At 53.0% G+C, this 16,861-nt stretch carries 17 protein-coding genes; 7 read left to right on the forward strand and 10 right to left on the reverse strand.

Going from position 1 to position 16,861, the window contains the following annotated elements; translation table 11 throughout:
• Positions 1-58: 58 nt before the first annotated feature.
• From sapF to sapA, 5 genes are read right to left on the reverse strand one after another with little or no spacing between them, the layout of a single operon-like run.
• Positions 59-868, reverse strand: coding sequence for a putrescine export ABC transporter ATP-binding protein SapF (sapF, locus tag DXU84_RS17020; protein WP_013576058.1), 810 nt, complete (start codon positions 866-868; stop codon positions 59-61).
• Positions 868-1,860: a putrescine export ABC transporter ATP-binding protein SapD gene (sapD, locus tag DXU84_RS17025; RefSeq protein WP_013576057.1), complete on the reverse strand. Its 993-nt coding sequence runs from the start codon at positions 1,858-1,860 to the stop codon at positions 868-870. The genes sapF and sapD overlap by 1 nt, the downstream gene beginning before the upstream one ends.
• Positions 1,860-2,750, reverse strand: a complete 891-nt coding sequence (gene sapC / locus DXU84_RS17030) for a putrescine export ABC transporter permease SapC (protein ID WP_013576056.1) — start codon at positions 2,748-2,750, stop codon at positions 1,860-1,862. The genes sapD and sapC overlap by 1 nt, the downstream gene beginning before the upstream one ends.
• Positions 2,737-3,702, reverse strand: coding sequence for a putrescine export ABC transporter permease SapB (gene sapB, locus DXU84_RS17035; RefSeq protein ID WP_013576055.1), 966 nt, complete (start codon positions 3,700-3,702; stop codon positions 2,737-2,739). Before sapB ends, sapC begins: the two co-directional genes overlap by 14 nt.
• Entirely contained in the window at positions 3,699-5,381 is a 1,683-nt protein-coding gene (sapA, locus tag DXU84_RS17040; protein WP_013576054.1) for an ABC transporter substrate-binding protein SapA, read from the reverse strand. Before sapA ends, sapB begins: the two co-directional genes overlap by 4 nt.
• A 239-nt stretch (positions 5,382-5,620) precedes the next feature.
• Here sapA and zigA point away from each other — a divergent pair, with 239 nt between their 5' ends.
• The gene (gene zigA / locus DXU84_RS17045; RefSeq protein WP_153376307.1) at positions 5,621-6,808 is read left to right on the forward strand and encodes a zinc metallochaperone GTPase ZigA; all 1,188 of its coding nucleotides are present in this window, start codon (positions 5,621-5,623) and stop codon (positions 6,806-6,808) included.
• A 220-nt stretch (positions 6,809-7,028) separates the two neighbouring features.
• Here the strand turns inward: zigA and pspF are convergent, their stop codons facing one another.
• A complete protein-coding gene (gene pspF / locus DXU84_RS17050; protein WP_131637913.1) occupies positions 7,029-8,036 on the reverse strand; it encodes a phage shock protein operon transcriptional activator in 1,008 nt (335 codons plus the stop codon).
• A gap of 232 nt (positions 8,037-8,268) precedes the next feature.
• On the opposite strand from pspF, the gene pspA reads away from it, so the two are divergent.
• The 6 genes from pspA (at position 8,269) to DXU84_RS17080 (ending at position 12,388) form a co-directional block, all read left to right on the forward strand.
• Positions 8,269-8,940 carry a phage shock protein PspA gene (gene pspA / locus DXU84_RS17055; protein WP_013576051.1) on the forward strand — a complete coding sequence of 224 codons (672 nt, stop codon included), beginning with the start codon at positions 8,269-8,271 and terminating at the stop codon, positions 8,938-8,940.
• 89 nt (positions 8,941-9,029) lie between these two features.
• Positions 9,030-9,257, forward strand: a complete 228-nt coding sequence (gene pspB, locus DXU84_RS17060) for an envelope stress response membrane protein PspB (RefSeq protein WP_013576050.1) — start codon at positions 9,030-9,032, stop codon at positions 9,255-9,257.
• Positions 9,257-9,616, forward strand: coding sequence for an envelope stress response membrane protein PspC (pspC, locus tag DXU84_RS17065; protein WP_013576049.1), 360 nt, complete (start codon positions 9,257-9,259; stop codon positions 9,614-9,616). The genes pspB and pspC overlap by 1 nt, the downstream gene beginning before the upstream one ends.
• 84 nt (positions 9,617-9,700) lie before the next feature.
• Positions 9,701-9,946 carry a phage shock protein PspD gene (locus DXU84_RS17070; protein ID WP_037035548.1) on the forward strand — a complete coding sequence of 82 codons (246 nt, stop codon included), beginning with the start codon at positions 9,701-9,703 and terminating at the stop codon, positions 9,944-9,946.
• Positions 9,927-11,324, forward strand: coding sequence for a YcjX family protein (locus DXU84_RS17075; RefSeq protein ID WP_153376273.1), 1,398 nt, complete (start codon positions 9,927-9,929; stop codon positions 11,322-11,324). Before DXU84_RS17070 ends, DXU84_RS17075 begins: the two co-directional genes overlap by 20 nt.
• Positions 11,321-12,388, forward strand: coding sequence for a YcjF family protein (locus tag DXU84_RS17080; protein ID WP_013576046.1), 1,068 nt, complete (start codon positions 11,321-11,323; stop codon positions 12,386-12,388). Before DXU84_RS17075 ends, DXU84_RS17080 begins: the two co-directional genes overlap by 4 nt.
• An 80-nt stretch (positions 12,389-12,468) precedes the next feature.
• Here DXU84_RS17080 and DXU84_RS17085 read toward each other — a convergent pair whose 3' ends face one another.
• The 4 genes from DXU84_RS17085 to DXU84_RS17100 form a co-directional block, all read right to left on the reverse strand.
• Complete coding sequence (locus DXU84_RS17085; RefSeq protein ID WP_153376275.1) at positions 12,469-13,296, reverse strand: type VI secretion protein ImpA; 828 nt, start codon at positions 13,294-13,296, stop codon at positions 12,469-12,471.
• A gap of 88 nt (positions 13,297-13,384) precedes the next feature.
• Positions 13,385-14,587, reverse strand: coding sequence for a DUF3396 domain-containing protein (locus tag DXU84_RS17090; protein ID WP_153376277.1), 1,203 nt, complete (start codon positions 14,585-14,587; stop codon positions 13,385-13,387).
• Positions 14,588-14,600: 13 nt separating this feature from the next.
• A complete protein-coding gene (locus tag DXU84_RS17095; RefSeq protein ID WP_217243906.1) occupies positions 14,601-15,863 on the reverse strand; it encodes a VRR-NUC domain-containing protein in 1,263 nt (420 codons plus the stop codon).
• Positions 15,860-16,861, reverse strand: a 1,002-nt coding sequence (locus tag DXU84_RS17100; protein WP_153376279.1) for a type VI secretion system Vgr family protein, incomplete at its 5' end; no start/stop codon positions are given. The genes DXU84_RS17100 and DXU84_RS17095, both read right to left, overlap by 4 nt.

Raw genomic sequence — 16,861 nt, forward strand, 5'->3', positions numbered from 1 at the left:
TCAGTTTCCTGACACCGTTCAGGGGGTGAATCTGCCCGTTTATTATGCAGAAGGGGCGTTAATTACCGTCACGACGCCAGGCATCAGCAGTCAGCGCTTCGCCAAAGTGACTCGAAATCAACCGTTTGGTGAGGTCATGCAGCGGTGCCGCCAGAACTTCGGCCGTATTTCCGCGTTCCACCACCTCGCCTTCGTGCATCACCAGTACCTGATCGCTGATGTGTTTCATCATGCCCAGATGCTGCGTCACGTAGATGTACGAGATGCCCTGTTTTTCCTGTAATTCGAGCATCATATTGATGATTTGTGAACGCATCGACATATCCAGAGACGCCAGCGCTTCATCAGCCACGATCACTTTGGGTTGCAGGATAAGTGCACGTGCCAGTGCCACGCGCTGCTTCTGACCCGACGCCAGCATATGCGGGTAATAATTGGCGTGATCGGGCAGCATGCCGACCAGCCGCAATGTCTGGTTGATGCGTTGTTCGCGCTGTTGTGCATCCATTTCGCTGTTCAGTCGCAGGGGCGCTTCGAGTAACTGCCCGATACGCTGACGTGGATTAAGTGAGGTGCTCGGGTCCTGAAAAATCATGCGGATTTGCTGGCTGCGGAAACGATAATCACGAAACGTCAGCGGATGATCATCAATCAGAATTTCGCCGTCGCTCGGCTCGACCATGCCGGAAAGCATTTTAGCCAGCGTCGATTTGCCCGAACCATTCTCGCCGATGATCGCCAGCGTTTGTTTTTCGCGCAGGGTAAAGCTGACCGGTTTCACGGCCTCGAGATTCATCTTGCGGAACAGTCCGGTGCGATAACGGAACGTTTTGCTCAGATTACGGACTTCGAGCAGGGTTTCGCCCATTATTGCTCCTCCATGTTCAGCGGGAAGTGGCAGGCGTAAGCATGTGTTTTTGCCAGACGCAGGCGCGGCGTTTCGATGCATTTTTTCTGCGCGTAAGGGCAGCGTGGCCCCAGACGGCAGCCAATCGGCAAATGTTCCAGCGAAGGAATGGCACCTGGCAGCGTATTCAGACGGCTTTTATGTGGCAGTGAGCGGCCAAAATCAGGCATCGCGCGGATGAGCGCCTGCGTATAAGGATGATGCGGCGTGGCCAGCAATTCTTCACACGCGGCGCTTTCAACCGTTTGTCCGCAATACAACACGTTGATACGGTTCGCCCATTTGCTCATCATTTGCAGGTCGTGGCTGATCAGTAAAATGGTGGTGTTATTGTTCTGGTTGAGTCGCGCCAGCAGGCGGAAAATCTGCGCCTGCGTCGTCGGCTCCATGGCGTTAGTCGGTTCATCGGCAATCAGCAGACGCGGCTGATTCGCCAGCGCGATGGCGATCATCACTTTCTGGCACTCGCCTTCGGTCAGTTCATACGGATAACTGGCCATAACGTCTTTGTGATCTTTAATACCGACGCGGTGCAGCAGCTCGATGGCGCGTTTTTTTCGCCATTTCCAGCGCTGATACCAGCGGCCTTTGTAGGTCCAGCCGGGAATGGCCTGAATCAGCTGGCGGCCGATGCTTTCAGAAGGATCCAGACAGGACTGCGGCTCCTGAAAAATCATCGACACATTTTGCCCGACCAGTTTACGTCGCTCGCGTGGCGTCAGTTGCAACAGCTCGATGTTATCAAAGCGCATCCGGTCCGCCGTCACGCGCCAGTTGTCTTTGGTAACGCCACAAATCGCCTTGGCAATCAGGCTTTTACCCGAACCGGATTCGCCCACCAGCCCGCGAATTTCACCGGCGTTGAGCGTCATACTGACGCGATCCACAGCTTTGACCGGGCCATCGGCGGTCATAAATTCAATGGTCAGATTGCGGATATCGAGTAACGGCATTATTCCACTCCCGCATTAATCGCCCGACGCACACCGTCACCCAGCAGGTTGATCAGCAACACGCTGATAAGAATGGCGGCACCCGGCAGCATGACTGTCCACGGCGCGACATACACCAGCTCCAGCGAATCGCCGAGCATGGCTCCCCATTCCGGTGACGGCAGTTGTGCGCCCAGATCCAGAAAGCCTAACGCGGCGATATCCAGAATCGCCATCGACAGTGCGCGGGTAAATTCCGTTGCCAGCACCGCAACGATATTTGGCAGAACGGCATAACGCAGAATCTGCCAGGTGGAGGCACCATCGAGTCGTACGGCGACCACATACTCTTTTTCCAGCTCATCATGCACGGCGCTGTAAATCGTGCGCGAAATGCGTGGCAACAGCGCCAGCCAGACGGCCAGCATCGCATGCTCAAGTTTCGGCCCGATAAACGCGACGACGACAATCGCCAGCAGCAGGGAAGGGATAGACAGCAGCGTATCGAAAATATGGTTCAGAATGGCCGATTTCAGGCCACGGCTGATCCCCGCCAGTACGCCGATGATCACACCACATAAAGACGCCGCGAGGGTTATCACCAGTGCGCCGCCAATCGTCGGCGCAGCGCCTGTAAGCATCCGGCTGAGTAAGTCGCGGCCAAGATCGTCGGTGCCGAGGAAGAACGACACATTGCCGTAGCGCGACCAGGAGGGCGGCAACAACTGATAACCAAGGAATTGTTGATCGAGCGCGTAAGGCGCTAATAAATGGCCAAATATGCACAGCAATAACAAGCCGAGCACGCCGTAGAAACCGATCATCGACAGTGTGTCGCGATAGAAAATCCCCCACGTATGGCGCAGAGGACTCGGAACCTGTTTTTCGCGGTATACATTATCGAAGGGCATACCATTCCTTATGTTTCAATGGATTCATCAGTGCGCCCAGAATGTCTGAAAGCACGTTAACCACAATTACCAGCGAGCCAACGACCATCACACCGGCTGAAATCGCCGCGTAATCCTGCTGACGGATAGCGTTAATCAGCCATCGCCCGATGCCTGGCCAGTTAAAGACCACCTCAGTAATCATCGCCAGCGTCAGCATGGTCGAAAATTGCAGGCCGAGCTTGGGAATAATCGGCGGCAGCGCGTTGTGTAATACATGGCGACGGATAATCGTAAAGCGTGATAAACCGCGCGTTGCGGCGGCTTTCACATAGTTTTTCTCCAGCACATCGTCGGTGGAAATGCGCATCAGGCGGATCACTTCGGTCGTCGGCGCCACGGCCAGCGCGGCGATCGGTAAAATCATATGGCGGATAGCGCTCATGATCATCTCATGGCGGTATGGCGAATCAGAAAGCCACGCATCAACCAGCGTCAGGCCGGTGACACTTTTCAACTGATAGAGTAAATCCAGGCGACCGGAAACCGGCAGCCAGCCCAGTTGCAGCGAGAAGAACAGCATCAGCAGTACCGCCAGCCAGAACACCGGAATGGAAAAGCCGAGCAGGGCGATGCTGCTGATGGCGACATCCGGCCATTTTCCACGCATCACTCCCGCCAGAATGCCCAGCGGGATCCCGACGACTAATGCCAGCGCAAAGGCCAGCACGCACAATTCCATCGTGGCCGGGAAAACCGCTTTCAACTGATAAGAGATGCCTTCGCCATTGATACTCGACACACCGAAATCAAACTGGCAAAGACCCGCAAAATAGAAGTGGTAGGCGTCCCACAAGGACGCGCCGCGCAGTGGCGCATTCGGCGTGAAATAGCTCAGGCTGAACGCCACAAGGCTCAGGAAGAACAGGGTCACCAGCAGCAGCAAAATGCGGCGTAACGTAAAGATAATCATGGAACTTTCCTTCCTTCATTATCACGACTTTTTTCATCATCACGGAAGACGCCAGCAAACGAGGAGTTGCCAAACGGGCTCAGTACCAGCCCTTTGATGTCGTAACGGTAAGCCTGAAGACGCAGGGAAGACGCCAGTGGCAACACCGGCAGTTCCTGCTCAAGGATTTTTTGCGCCCGCTGATAAAACTCAATACGCTGGGAAAGTTGCTGTGACAACAGCCCCTGACGCAGCAATTCATCAAATTCCGGGTTACACCAGTGAGCATAGTTGGTCTGCGAATGAATCGCTGCACAACTGAGCATAGGGCGGAAGAAACTGTCCGGGTCATTACTGTCCGTTGACCAGCCAGACAGCGTCAGGTCGTGATTCATTTCCATCAGCTTGGCTTCCTGGAAACGTCCCTCGACCGGGACAATGGTGACTTTAATCCCTACCTGTCCCAAATCGGCCTGGATCAGTTCGGCGGTTTTCAGCGGGCTGGGGTTAAAGGACTGCGACGCCGTCGGCACCCATAAATGCAGATTAAGCTTTTCCTGCCCGAGGTCTTTCAGGATTTGCTTCGCTTTATCCGGATTGTATTCCGTTACCTGCGCGTTGCTGTCATAAGCCCAGGACGCGCGCGGCAAAATAGACGCAGCGGTTTCAGCGGTGCCGTAATAAATCGACTGCATCAGGCGCTGATTGTTGATCGACAGCGCCACCGCCTGACGGATACGCGGATCATTGAGCGGGGCTTTGTTGGTATTGAAAGCCAGGTAGGCAACGTTCATCCCCGGGCGCAGGGAAAGACGCAAGCGCGGATCCTCACGTAGTATGGACAGCTGACTGGCCGCCGGATACGCCAGCACATCACATTCACCGGTCAGCAATTTCGACAAACGCCCGGTGCCGCCAACGCCCATATCAATCACCACCTGTGCCATACGCGGTGTGCCTTTCCAGTACTGTCCGTTGCGCGCCAGCCGCACATATTGCCCGGTACGGTATTCACCAAGCTGGAACGGGCCAGTGCCTACCGGCTGGCGATCAATCTCTTCTTCGTTGCCGGATTTGATGAGATTCGCGGCATATTCAGCCGAAAGCACCGGTGCATAGTGCGTGGCAAGATGCCAGAGAAAAGAAGCGTCAGGATTATTGAGGCGAAACTCAACGGTATAGTCGTCCAGTTTTTTGATGCTTTTCACCGCATGGGCAAACTGCAGGCTGTCGAAATACGGATATTCTTCACCGTTTACAGCGTGGTAGTGATTATTCGGGTCGATGATGCGCTGGAAGCTGAACACCACATCGTCAGCGTTCATCTTGCGCGACGGTGAAAACCAGCCGGTTTTCTGGAAAGGCACATCTTTGCGCAGATGGAAACGGTAGGTTGCGCCATCATCCAGCACTTCCCAGCTTTGTGCCAGTTCGGGGATCAGGCGATAGGTATAAGGGTCGACATCCAGCAGGCGGTCATATAACTGTGCGGCCAGCGTATCAATGATCAGCCCGCTGCTGGCTTTCTGCGGGTTAAAGGTATTGACCATGCCGTTAACACAATAGACAAAGCCGCTCTGGCGAATATCGTTCACCGGCGCACTGACGACTGTCGGGCTGGCGTGTGTTGGAGCAGTCTCAGCAAAAACTGCCGTGGACAAGCCACTCAGTAAAATCATCCACAAAGTTAGACGACGCATAAAGGCTTCAAAGTTAAGGTGCAATAGCTTAAGTGTACCGTACTCTGCGAGGTACCCCAATCCATTGAGCAAATCAGCGTGCGGGACTGCGGCACTTCGCGCAAAAACCGTTCGTTTTCCGGCAAAAAAAGAGCATGTATCAATAAAACCCTTGAAATTGGATTGCTATTGTTATGTTATATTATAACAATAATCGCAGGCGAAGTATTCCTGCACTGTCCTGAGATATGAGGTTAATGATGTCCTTACTCCCTGTTACCGTGCTGTCCGGTTTTCTTGGCGCAGGTAAAACTACCGTTCTCAACCATATTCTGAACAACCGTCAGGGATTGCGCGTGGCGGTGATCGTCAATGATATGAGCGAGGTGAATATTGACGCCGCACTGGTCGCCAGTGAAATCACGCTCGACCGTCAGCAGGAAAAACTGGTGGAAATGAGCAACGGCTGCATCTGTTGCACGTTGCGGGAAGATTTGCTGATTTCCGTGCGTGAGCTGGCGCAGGCCGGACGTTTTGATTATCTGCTGATTGAATCGAGTGGTATTTCAGAACCGCTGCCGGTGGCGGAAACCTTCACTTTCGAAGATGAAAACGGTGAAAGTCTGTCGCAGTTCGCACGACTGGATACGCTGGTGACCGTGGTCGATGGCGTCAACTTTATGCAGCAATATCAGGAAGCGCGCAGTGTGCAGGAGGCTGGTGAAAGTCTCGGCGAGGACGATGCGCGTAGCGTGACGGATTTGCTGATCGACCAGATAGAATTCTGCAACGTGCTGCTGGTGAGCAAAACCGATCTTCTCGACAGCCTGCAACAGCGGGAAGTGATTGCATTGCTGAAAAGCCTCAATCCCGATGCGCACATTATACCGATTTCCCCCGGCAGCCTGCCGCTTGAAGCCGTGCTTAATACGCACCGGTTTGATTTCGCCAAAGCACAGCAGGCGCCGGGCTGGCTGAAAGAGTTACGCGGTGAACACACACCGGAAACCGAAGAGTACGGCATCAGCAGTTTTGTCTACACCGCACGCAGGCCGTTTGATCCGGATAAGTTTTACCGCGTGGTGCACGGCGACTGGGGGGGCGGTACCTTACTGCGTTCCAAAGGCTTTTTCTGGCTGGCGTCGCGTCCGCGCTTTGCCGGGCAGTGGAGTCAGGCGGGCGGCATAGCGCATTATGGCATGGCGGGTATTTTCTGGCGTTCGCTGCCTGAAAGCGACTGGCCGCAGGACGAGGAGACCCGTGAACACATTATGGAGAAATGGGTTGAGCCGTTTGGCGATATGCGCCAGGAACTGGTGTTTATCGGCCAGCACCTGAATAAAGAAGAGATTATCCGGCAGCTGGATGCGTGTCTGTTAAGCGAAGAGCAGATGGCAGAAGGCATCGAACACTGGGTCAACATGGCCGATCCGTTCCCCGAATGGTAGTCCTTAGTGACCTTAAGGTGTTCATAAAGTAGCCATAATATCAGTGTGGTAATGAGAAATATTCTCAACAAAGTGCTTTACAGACGATACTGAGAACTATTATCATTCTTTTCACCGGACGAGAGACGACCCGCCAGGGACGTTAATCGCGAGGTACGACATTGCTCACATTGCTTCCAGTATTACTTAGCCAGCTCGGGTGCTGGCTTTTTTTTGCCTGTTATTCAGCCCCTTCCTGCGAATTGACCTGAATCGCGTGTTTCTTCAACATTCCGCGCAACTGATGATAAGTCACGTTCAGCAACTCTGCGGCTTTACGCTGATTAAAGCGTGCCTGCCGTAAAGCCTGCTCAATCAGATTTTTTTCCTGTCTGGTCACCCATTGCTTAAGATCCAGCGGTAACGTCGGCAGCGTGTCGTGTGGACTGACGTCAGCCGTTTCCACGGTGGCAGTGCGCTGCGCAAACGGGTTCAGGATAATATTATCGAGCGGAAAATCGCTGGTACCATGGCGGTACATCGAGCGTTCGACGACGTTTTTCAGCTCGCGGATATTGCCCGGCCAGCGGTAGGCCATCAGCGTCTGACGCGCATAGTCGGTAAAGCCGGGGAATAACGGGAGAGACAGTTCGCGGCACATCTGAATGGCGAAATGTTCCGCCAGCAACATGATGTCCTGCTGGCGTTCACGCAGCGGCGGCAGTTGCACCACATCAAACGCCAGCCGGTCCAGCAGGTCGGCGCGAAATTTTCCTTCAGCGGCCAGCACCGGTAAATCATCGTTGGTCGCACACACCAGCCGGACATCCACCTGTAACGGCTGGCTGCCGCCGACGCGCTCCAGATGACCGTACTCAATCACGCGCAGCAGTTTTTCCTGCACTAGCATGGGCGCTGTCGCCAGCTCATCGAGAAATAACGTGCCGCCATCCGCACGTTCAAAGCGTCCGAGATGACGTTTCTGTGCGCCGGTAAACGCGCCAGCTTCATGGCCGAACAACTCGGAATCCAGCAGGTTTTCATTGAGCGCCGCACAGTTGAGCGAAATGAACGGCCCCTGCCAGCGGGGCGACAGATAATGCAGACGATGCGCAATCAGTTCCTTTCCGCTGCCGCGTTCGCCGGTGACCAGAACCGGCTTATTCAGCTTCGCCAGTTGTGAGACCTGTTCCAGTACTTCAATGAAGGCGTTGGCTTCACCGAGTAAATTGTCTGTGTTATCCGTCATTTGGCTTTCCTTGTGTGGTGAAACACACTAACACTTAGTGAAAATAATCATCTCGAAAAATAAGCATAGCAGAGACAAAAGTAAAAAATTCAATTTATTCATGCAGATAATGATTTTAAAAAGTTGGCACGGATCCTGATATAGGTTTATCGCCGCAGTGAAAAATTTTCCTGCGGATTTAACCGGTAATCATTTGGCCGGAAACCAACAGAAACAAAGAGGAATTTCGATTATGGGTATTTTTTCTCGCTTCGCTGACATCATTAACGCCAACATCAACACCTTGCTGGATAAAGCAGAAGATCCGCAAAAACTGGTTCGTCTGATGATTCAGGAAATGGAAGACACGCTGGTGGAACTGCGTTCTACCTCCGCCCGTGCGCTGGCAGAAAAGAAACAACTGATCCGTCGTATCGATCAGGGTGAATCCCAGCAGAGTGAATGGCAGGACAAAGCCGAACTGGCGCTGCGTAAAGATAAAGACGATCTGGCCCGTGCGGCGCTGATCGAAAAGCAAAAGCTGTCCGAGCTGGTGACCACGCTGAAAAACGAAGTGAACGTGGTAGAAGAAACGCTGGATCGCATGAAGTCAGAAATTGGTGAGCTGGAAAGCAAACTGACCGAAACCCGTGCGCGTCAGCAGGCGCTGACCTTACGTCATCAGGCCGCAGCGTCCTCGCGTGACGTCCGCCGTCAGCTCGACAGCGGTAAAATTGATGAAGCGATGGCGCGTTTCGAGCAGTTCGAACGCCGCATCGATCATATGGAAGCGGAAGCAGAAAGCGTCAGCATTGGTAAAAAGAAATCGCTGGATCAGCAATTTGCCGAACTGAAAGCCGACGATGAAATCAGCGCACAAATTGCTGCGCTGAAAGCTAAAATGAACGGCAATCAGGACGCATAATGTTTGCCATTAAACCTGCCTGTTCGCAGGCAGGTTGTTGCAGGATTAACGCCGTAACCGGTAATAAATAAGACTCATAAGGAGAGACAATGAGCTTCCTGTTTTTAGCTATTCCGCTGACTATTTTCGTTTTATTCGTGGCGCCCGTTTGGTTGTGGCTTCACTACAGCAATCGCCAGCAAAATGGCAGTCAGCTTAGTCAGCATGAGATGCAAAATCTCACCAGTCTGACTCATGAAGCGCAACGTATGCGCGAACGTATTCAGGCACTGGAAGAAATTCTTGATGCCGAACATCCGGGCTGGAGGCAATCATAATGGCGACCCGTCTGTCTGAGAAAAAACTCTACCGCGTGCCGGAAGAGGGCGTAATAAAAGGCGTACTGGCCGGGCTGTCGCACTATCTGGGCGTGCCGGTAAAACTGTTGCGGATTATGGCCGTGCTGTCGATTTTCTTTGGTTTGTTCATGTTCACTGTCGTGGCGTACATCATTCTCAGCTACGTGCTTGACCCTGTTCCGGCCAGTGAATATGACGATGAAACTGCGCCATCGCCGCGTAACTTGCTGGAAGAAGCCGACCGCGAACTGAAAGCCAGCGAGCAGCGTTTACGCCAGGTCGAACGCTATGTCACCTCTGAAACCTTCGGCGTACGCAGCCGGTTCCGCCAGCTTTAATTCTTTATTCACCGCTTTGCCTCTGGCCGCCGGACGTTGCTCCGGCTGCTGTTTTCCTTCTCCTCTCCCGCTTAAGGAATCTTTATGACCCGTTACCTGAATTCCTCGCTGCCGGGTAAGCGCAGCCTGTTTTCGAAAATTTTCAGCGTGATCATTACGCTGGCGCTGACCTTTGGCCCTGCCGGGCTGGCAGCGCGTGTGTTGGGCGTGGTGGGAAAAGGGCCAATGAGGTATGTTTTAGCACTATTATTAGAACCATTATTCAAACGTATTTTGACCGCGCTGTTTGGGCGCTACGCCAGGGAGAGCAATGAAAAGACTACAAAATGAGTTTAATTCACTGATCAATCGCGGCATGGACAGACATCTGCGGCTGGCTGTCACCGGTTTAAGCCGCAGCGGAAAAACCGCTTTCATCACCGCCTTCGTTAACCAGCTTTTACATATGCACAGCGGCGCACGTTTACCGCTGTTTTCGGCTGCCCGCGAGGAGCGTCTGCTTGGCGTGAAACGCGTCCCCCAGCGTGATCTGGGTGTGTCGCGCTTTGCCTATGACGAAGGTCTGGCGGCACTCTACGGCACGCCGCCCGCATGGCCGACGCCGACCCGTGGCGTCAGCGAAATCCGTCTGGCACTGCGTTACCGATCCAACGATTCCCTGCTGCGTCACTTCAAAGACACCTCCACGTTATATCTGGAGATCGTCGATTATCCCGGCGAATGGCTGCTGGATTTGCCAATGCTGGAGCAAAACTATCTCGACTGGTCGCGCCAGATGGCGGGGCTGTTGCAGGGCGATCGTGCAGAATGGGCGAAGCCGTGGCTGACGCTGTGTGAACAATGTGATCCGCTGGCCCCGGCGGATGAAAATCTGCTGGGCGCGATTGCGCAGGCCTACACCGATTATCTGGTGCGCTGCAAAACCGAAGGTTTGCACTTTATCCAGCCGGGGCGTTTTGTTCTGCCGGGAGATATGGCCGGTGCGCCTGCGCTGCAATTTTTCCCGTGGCCGGAGCTGAAACGCTATTCCGATGCGCAACTGGCGCAGGCGGATAAAAACAGCAATCTGGGTATGCTGCGTGCGCGTTTCGACTATTACTGCCAGCACATCGTGAAAGGTTTTTACAAAGATCACTTTGTGAAATTTGACCGCCAGATTGTGCTGGTCGATTGTCTGCAGCCGCTCAACAGCGGACCGCAGGCATTTAACGATATGCGCCTGGCACTGACGCAGCTGATGCAAAGCTTTCACTATGGCAAGCGCACACTGTTCCGCCGTCTGTTTAATCCGTGCATCGACAAACTGATGTTCGCCGCCACTAAAGCCGATCACATTACCGGCGATCAGCACGCCAGCCTGGTGTCGCTGTTGCAGCAACTGGTGCAGGAAGCCTGGCAGAACGCCGCTTTCGAAGGCATCAGTATGGATTGCGCCGGTCTGGCGTCGGTGCAGGCGACGGAAACCGGCATGGTGGAATATCAGGGGCAAAGTTTGCCCGCGCTGAAAGGTCACCGGTTACAGGATGGCGCGCCGCTGACCGTGTTCCCTGGCGAAGTGCCTGCACGTCTGCCGGGTCATGCGTTCTGGCAAAAACAGGGGTTCCACTTTGACGAGTTTCGTCCGCGTGAAATGAGCGTGGATACACCGTTGCCGCACATCCGTCTGGACGCGGTGATGGAGTTTTTACTGGGAGATAAAATGCGATGAGCGAACCCATCAAACCGCGTATCGATTTTGAAACGGAATTAAAAGCCCCTGCTGAACCGGTGATCAAACCGGCGCTGGCGTTTGACGAACAAATTTCAGAGCGCTTTATTGCGGTATCCACCGAAGCAGACGAACAGCAGGAAGAGGGCGAGGCCGAAGCAGTGCTCAACCGTGCGCTGAAACCGCGTCGCAGTTTGTGGGGCAAAATTGTGCGCCTCGGCGTGGCGGTGCTGGGCATCAGCGTGGTAGCACAGGGCGTGCAATGGGTACACGAAGCGTGGATCCAGCAGGACTGGGTGGCGCTTGGTGCCTGCACCGCAGGCGGGCTGATTATTGTCGCCGGTGTCGGTTCCGTTGCGACCGAATGGCGACGCTTGTACCGCCTGCGTCAGCGCGCCGACGAGCGCGATACGGCACGCGAATTAATGCACAGTCATGGATTAGGGCAGGGACGTGTATTCTGCGAAAAACTGGCGGCGCAGGCCGGGCTGGATAACAGCCATCCGGCGCTGCAACGCTGGCAGGCCTCACTGCATGAAACCCAGAATGACCGGGAAGTGGTTGAACTGTATGCCCGTCTGGTTCAGCCGGTTCTCGATGCGCAGGCACGGCGTGAAATCAGTCATTCAGCAGCCGAATCTGCGCTGATGATCGCTGTCAGCCCGCTGGCGCTGGTGGATATGGCCTTCATCGCCTGGCGCAACCTGCGGCTGGTTAACCGTATCGCGGTGCTGTACGGCATCGAACTTGGCTATTACAGCCGTATTCGTTTGTTCCGTCTGGTGCTGCTGAATATGGCATTCGCCGGTGCATCCGAACTGGTGCGTGAAGTGGGCATGGACTGGATGTCGCAGGATCTGGCGGCGCGTCTTTCAGCCCGTGCGGCACAAGGTATCGGTGCCGGCTTGCTGACTGCGCGTCTGGGCATCAAAACCATGGAACTCTGCCGCCCGCTGCCGTGGCTGGAAGGCGATAAACCTAAACTCGGTGATTTTCGCCGTGAGCTTGTCGGCAAGCTGAAAAATAGCATGGTGAAAAGCGATAAAGTAAAGGCGGATATTTGACGAAAATGTACCGGGATTATGACTGTGGTGTTTGTCACAAGTCATAATTCCCGGATCAAAATCGGATGTTCAGTTAACAATTATTTATCCGACCAGCCGTATAATTCTTCCGGTAATCCTTTCGGGAAAAATCCGTCCGGCGGAACGTTGATAAATTCGCCTTCAACCCGGCGGATAAGGGTCCAGCCGGTTTTTGCCCATTTAGATTCTTTCCAGTGGAACAATGGCTTTCCTGTATCAAACGCAGTCTTATCTGTACGTGTTATTCCCTGCCACGCTTCAGGAGGCTCACCAAAATCTGCGGGAATAAACCGCGCACTGGCGAAATTAATATCAGGTAAATATATTCCAGTTTCTACAGGATTTTCATTTATTTCAATACGAACAGATGGGTCAAGTTTATACCTTGGTATTCTGGGCGGTACTTCATCTAATGCGTAAACACCTCGACCAATATAAGTCAAATGGCCTTCACTCCATATTGCATCAAGGGTTGATGATAATCGATCATCAAGCTCCGAAGCTAAATATCCTAGTTCAGAAATTTTCTCTCCTTCATCACTACTCATCCAACCATCCCAAAACTCAGAAATACCTCTATTAATATTGCTCATAGCATGACCGATATCGAATGCCTTAATATCACCATGAGTTCGCAGAATATAAGTCCTAATATAACGATCTTTCAATGGCCTGAGATTAGGCATAACACGTGTTTCCCATACCACATCGGCTTGTTGCCATTGAGGGAGTTTGCGGGCATTGAGAGGCATCTCCCGTTTATATCTTGCCAGGGCTTCTTCATGGGCATCGATATAGGCAATGATGGCATCACGGGTTTCGCCATAATGTTCTGCTGAGATAAATTTTTCTAAAAAATAACATTCCTGCGGATGTAAAATTCCCATTATTCTTTTCCTTTGAATTAATCCGTCACTTCCTTATGAAAAACAGTAACCGGTTTAAATCAAAACCGGTTACTCGCCCAAAAGTCATTCAGCTGTTTATAAAAACGCTGCCCTTATCATCCCGCTCCAGCAGTGACCATAGCGTACGATGAAACTTGCCTTCTTTATCTTCATATTCCGGCAGGGTTTGTCCGTGTTTCACATGAACATAACGCAAACTGCCGTCGATAAAGGTACCCCAGCGGCCGGTGTGCGGGCTGGTTTCGCCGCTGTAAGCTGTGATACGCGCAGGTTCAGCATCTTCGTCCGGCAATAATTCAGGGATGGGTAATTTATCGCTGGCTGCGTCAAAGCGGGCATACCATTTCATGGAGGATTCTTTATTAAACTGATGGTTATCCTCCATTGAATAAAAGTGCAGACTGTTATGACCATCCTGACGTATCGGGCGGATAATTTGATTCACCTTGACTAAAAGTGAAGGTAAGCCTTCGTCATTAATTTCTCCGAGTCCCGGAGGCTGTTGACCGGCTTGTAAAATCAGCCCCTGATTGTAGGACAAGATAGCGATTTCAGGGGTGTCTGCTACCATTCTGTTAACAAAGGGTCTCCCTCCCAGCTTGTCAACCCATTGATTCCCCAGGATCGTGTACCAGCAAGCTCCTTTAATACCTTCAACTGCATCTCCGCCTTCAAGCATACCAATCGAATCTACCATGACACCGGAGAATCGTTGTGCCAGGGAATACTCATAAGGGAACATGCGATGAAACTCGCGAGGAAGGGAGAAAGATATTCCTGCATAACCGCTTTCAACCTCGAATTCGTTACAAAGCCAGAGCAGCCAGTCTTGATAGCGCAGTGAACCATCCTCTTCTTTCAAAAGACTCAAAGGAAAGGTTAGTTTGATAACAGAACGATTATTGTCATTATGAAAAATACGCTTACCCATAATTGATATCGCGTAGTCAGGAGCGAGGTAATCTTCCGTGGAACATGTCAGATACCAGTCAAAAATTTCCTCTGGTGAAGAGTCAATAATCTCCTGTCTCTTTTTGACATAGTTTTTTTCAGTTATTCCAACCCAGCGGCCATTCATTTGTTTCTTCAAAAAAACGCCAAACTCATTATAAAAACGATCTACACATCCGACCATTTTTTGACGCACTTCAGGTGTATGCCCATTGCGAAAAAATACCGTAATGATCAATCCCAGTCCCACCGCCGGGCGTCCATCCTGATAATTGACGGTGGCATCTGCCAGCCAGCGTTCGATATAATTTAAGTCCATTTTAGTTTCCTTATTATTGTGCTGCGACCGCTGCTGTGCCGGCACCCACGGCCAGTACGGAGACCAGCGATTCCCATGCCATAATGGTCAGCCTGATAATCAGTAAAAATGCCGCTACCAGGGCTTCCGGTATGCCTAGCGTTACCACCACCGCACCGATGCCGATGGCAACCAAAATCACCCCCACCGTTTTAGCAACGCTGGTCAGCACCTGTACCCAGTCAATTTGTTTCAGGGTTTCCAGCGTCAGGTCAGTGGCTTTTTGAATGCCCGCCCAGGCGGCTCTGAGTTGTTCATCCGTCCAGAAGGAGAGCTTTTTACCTGTTTTACTTACCCACTGCCAGGTGCCCTCCGCCCGGATGTGAAGCCATGTGCCGCTGTCATTCAGCCAGCCGCCGGTGTATCTGAACATCGCCTGCACCTCCGCCGATAACGCGTCCCATCCTTCGGCAATGCCGTCCATCATGCCTTCACTCAGGTCAGCCACCATACCTTCCGCCGCATGTGTCCAGGGTTCAATGCGTGCAGGCTGCGGCGCACCCGGCGGGCGGGGCAGGAAAATGGGGGGATAAAAGAACATGGGCCAGTATTTGCTGGCGGCTTTACCTGCCACATTAAAGACGTGGTCGGCTTGTTTACCTTCATCGGGGCGACAATCGTGAATTTCTAAAATTGTAAATCGCTCCCTGTCCATGCCAACTATCAACATATAGTCTTCATACTGTCCGCTCCCAAATTTATCCTCAGGGAACTTCACTTCCACCAACCGCTCCAGATTATCCGCATGCATAATGCCTTCACTGTCCGGTCCCGCCAGCCCCGGCCAGCGGTCCTGTTTATTTTTGACAATAATGATATCCGGGCGGCGGTAAATGCCCTTACCTGCTTCAGGGAACGGGTTGAGAGTATGACGCCTTGTTTCCTTCTCCGCTTTCAGCAATGTACTACTCAGATAAGGTCTGGGTGGCGTGGTGCGGATATCAAACGGGACTTCCGCTTTGTAATACCAGTGGTAGTTGCGGGCAATCTCATCCACGCGGATAAGGCCGCTCATCATCAGTTGTTTCAGGCTGATGTTATACAGGCGGCCATTATGGCGGGTCGCGGCGGTCAGCCGGGGAAAACGCATGGCGTATTCGACTTTCAGATGCAGATACTGGCGGCTTTGTTCATTGGGTAAACGTGCCTGTTTCTCCTGCATATCCACCGTGGTTGTTGTGCATTCATAAGGTGCGTTACCACCGGACGGGGTTTCAGGTGCCTGGGGTATATTCACTGTGCTTCCTCCCTGAGTTCAGTTTCCATTTCCAGCGGATCAACCTGACCGATGTAGTAGAGTGTTTCGGTTTGTTGAGGTTTTTGCGTCACGACGTGCAGTTCTACCTCTTCCTGTTTTGAAGAGTAAAACGGCATCGTTTTCCCTTCCCGGTCGGTATAGCCCGTCAGCTTTTTACGCTGCGCACTTTGCAGGCGATAGGGGACGTTGACCAGCGGATCGCCTTCCTTATCCACCAGCTGATAGAGCGCCGAATAGGTAAAGCCCTGTCTCATATCGGGCATTTTCAGTCGCACCGGGTTCGCCACCGTCAGCACCGTGTGCGGCGTTTTCCTGAAATATTCACCGGCCGTGCCGTACTCAATTTTGCCGTCCTGCAGGATGAGATAACTGCCGCCGCCTATCAGCGTGATGCGCTTTTTCGCGCTGAACAGGATGTCGCCGTCCACCGCCGTGAGGCTCACTTTTTTGCCCGCCGCAAGCGCCAGCCGGTTGTTCTGCGCCTGAACGTCGACCTTGCCCTCGCTGGCCTTCAGGCTCATTTCACCCTTCAGGGCAAAGATGCCCATTTCCTCACCAGTGTTGACGGTCAGGTTCTTAATCACCCCGATATCCGCATTGTTACCGGCGTTCAGTATCATGTTTTGGGTCGCCGCCAGTTGCAGATGCTCGCCGCTGGTCAGCGCCATGCCTTGTGGCGCGCTGGCCAGCACCACCTGATTTATCGGCTTCAGCCGTTCGCTGAACATGGCGATTTGCGCCGCGATATCGGCCTCCAGCGCGCTGGCTTCGGCGGCGGCCAGGCTGAGGGCTTTCACCTGACCCTGCAGGTATTCGATTTCGGTCATCGCCGCGCTGTTATCCAGCACCTGACCCTGCGCGTTTGGCTGGGCGTCCGCACTGAGAAAGACGCCCTTACCACCGCGCAGGACGCCGTGTTCGTCGGTGCGCAGCTCGAAACCTTCGCCGCGCGGCGCGTTTTGCGCATCGACGATATG

The sequence above is a fragment of the Rahnella sp. RcJ3 genome (assembly GCF_009498575.1).
GTDB classification, from domain to species: Bacteria; Pseudomonadota; Gammaproteobacteria; order Enterobacterales; family Enterobacteriaceae; genus Rahnella; species Rahnella aceris.

What these genes read in the sequence shown, in the direction of transcription:
- sapF (WP_013576058.1), bottom strand. Translation starts at nt 868, where the DNA reads ATGGGCGAAACCCTGCTCGAAGTCCGTAATCTGAGCAAAACGTTCCGT.
- sapD (WP_013576057.1), bottom strand. Translation starts at nt 1,860, where the DNA reads ATGCCGTTACTCGATATCCGCAATCTGACCATTGAATTTATGACCGCC.
- sapC (WP_013576056.1), bottom strand. Translation starts at nt 2,750, where the DNA reads ATGCCCTTCGATAATGTATACCGCGAAAAACAGGTTCCGAGTCCTCTG.
- sapB (WP_013576055.1), bottom strand. Translation starts at nt 3,702, where the DNA reads ATGATTATCTTTACGTTACGCCGCATTTTGCTGCTGCTGGTGACCCTG.
- sapA (WP_013576054.1), bottom strand. Translation starts at nt 5,381, where the DNA reads ATGCGTCGTCTAACTTTGTGGATGATTTTACTGAGTGGCTTGTCCACG.
- zigA (WP_153376307.1), top strand. Translation starts at nt 5,621, where the DNA reads ATGTCCTTACTCCCTGTTACCGTGCTGTCCGGTTTTCTTGGCGCAGGT.
- pspF (WP_131637913.1), bottom strand. Translation starts at nt 8,036, where the DNA reads ATGACGGATAACACAGACAATTTACTCGGTGAAGCCAACGCCTTCATT.
- pspA (WP_013576051.1), top strand. Translation starts at nt 8,269, where the DNA reads ATGGGTATTTTTTCTCGCTTCGCTGACATCATTAACGCCAACATCAAC.
- pspB (WP_013576050.1), top strand. Translation starts at nt 9,030, where the DNA reads ATGAGCTTCCTGTTTTTAGCTATTCCGCTGACTATTTTCGTTTTATTC.
- pspC (WP_013576049.1), top strand. Translation starts at nt 9,257, where the DNA reads ATGGCGACCCGTCTGTCTGAGAAAAAACTCTACCGCGTGCCGGAAGAG.
- DXU84_RS17070 (WP_037035548.1), top strand. Translation starts at nt 9,701, where the DNA reads ATGACCCGTTACCTGAATTCCTCGCTGCCGGGTAAGCGCAGCCTGTTT.
- DXU84_RS17075 (WP_153376273.1), top strand. Translation starts at nt 9,927, where the DNA reads ATGAAAAGACTACAAAATGAGTTTAATTCACTGATCAATCGCGGCATG.
- DXU84_RS17080 (WP_013576046.1), top strand. Translation starts at nt 11,321, where the DNA reads ATGAGCGAACCCATCAAACCGCGTATCGATTTTGAAACGGAATTAAAA.
- DXU84_RS17085 (WP_153376275.1), bottom strand. Translation starts at nt 13,296, where the DNA reads ATGGGAATTTTACATCCGCAGGAATGTTATTTTTTAGAAAAATTTATC.
- DXU84_RS17090 (WP_153376277.1), bottom strand. Translation starts at nt 14,587, where the DNA reads ATGGACTTAAATTATATCGAACGCTGGCTGGCAGATGCCACCGTCAAT.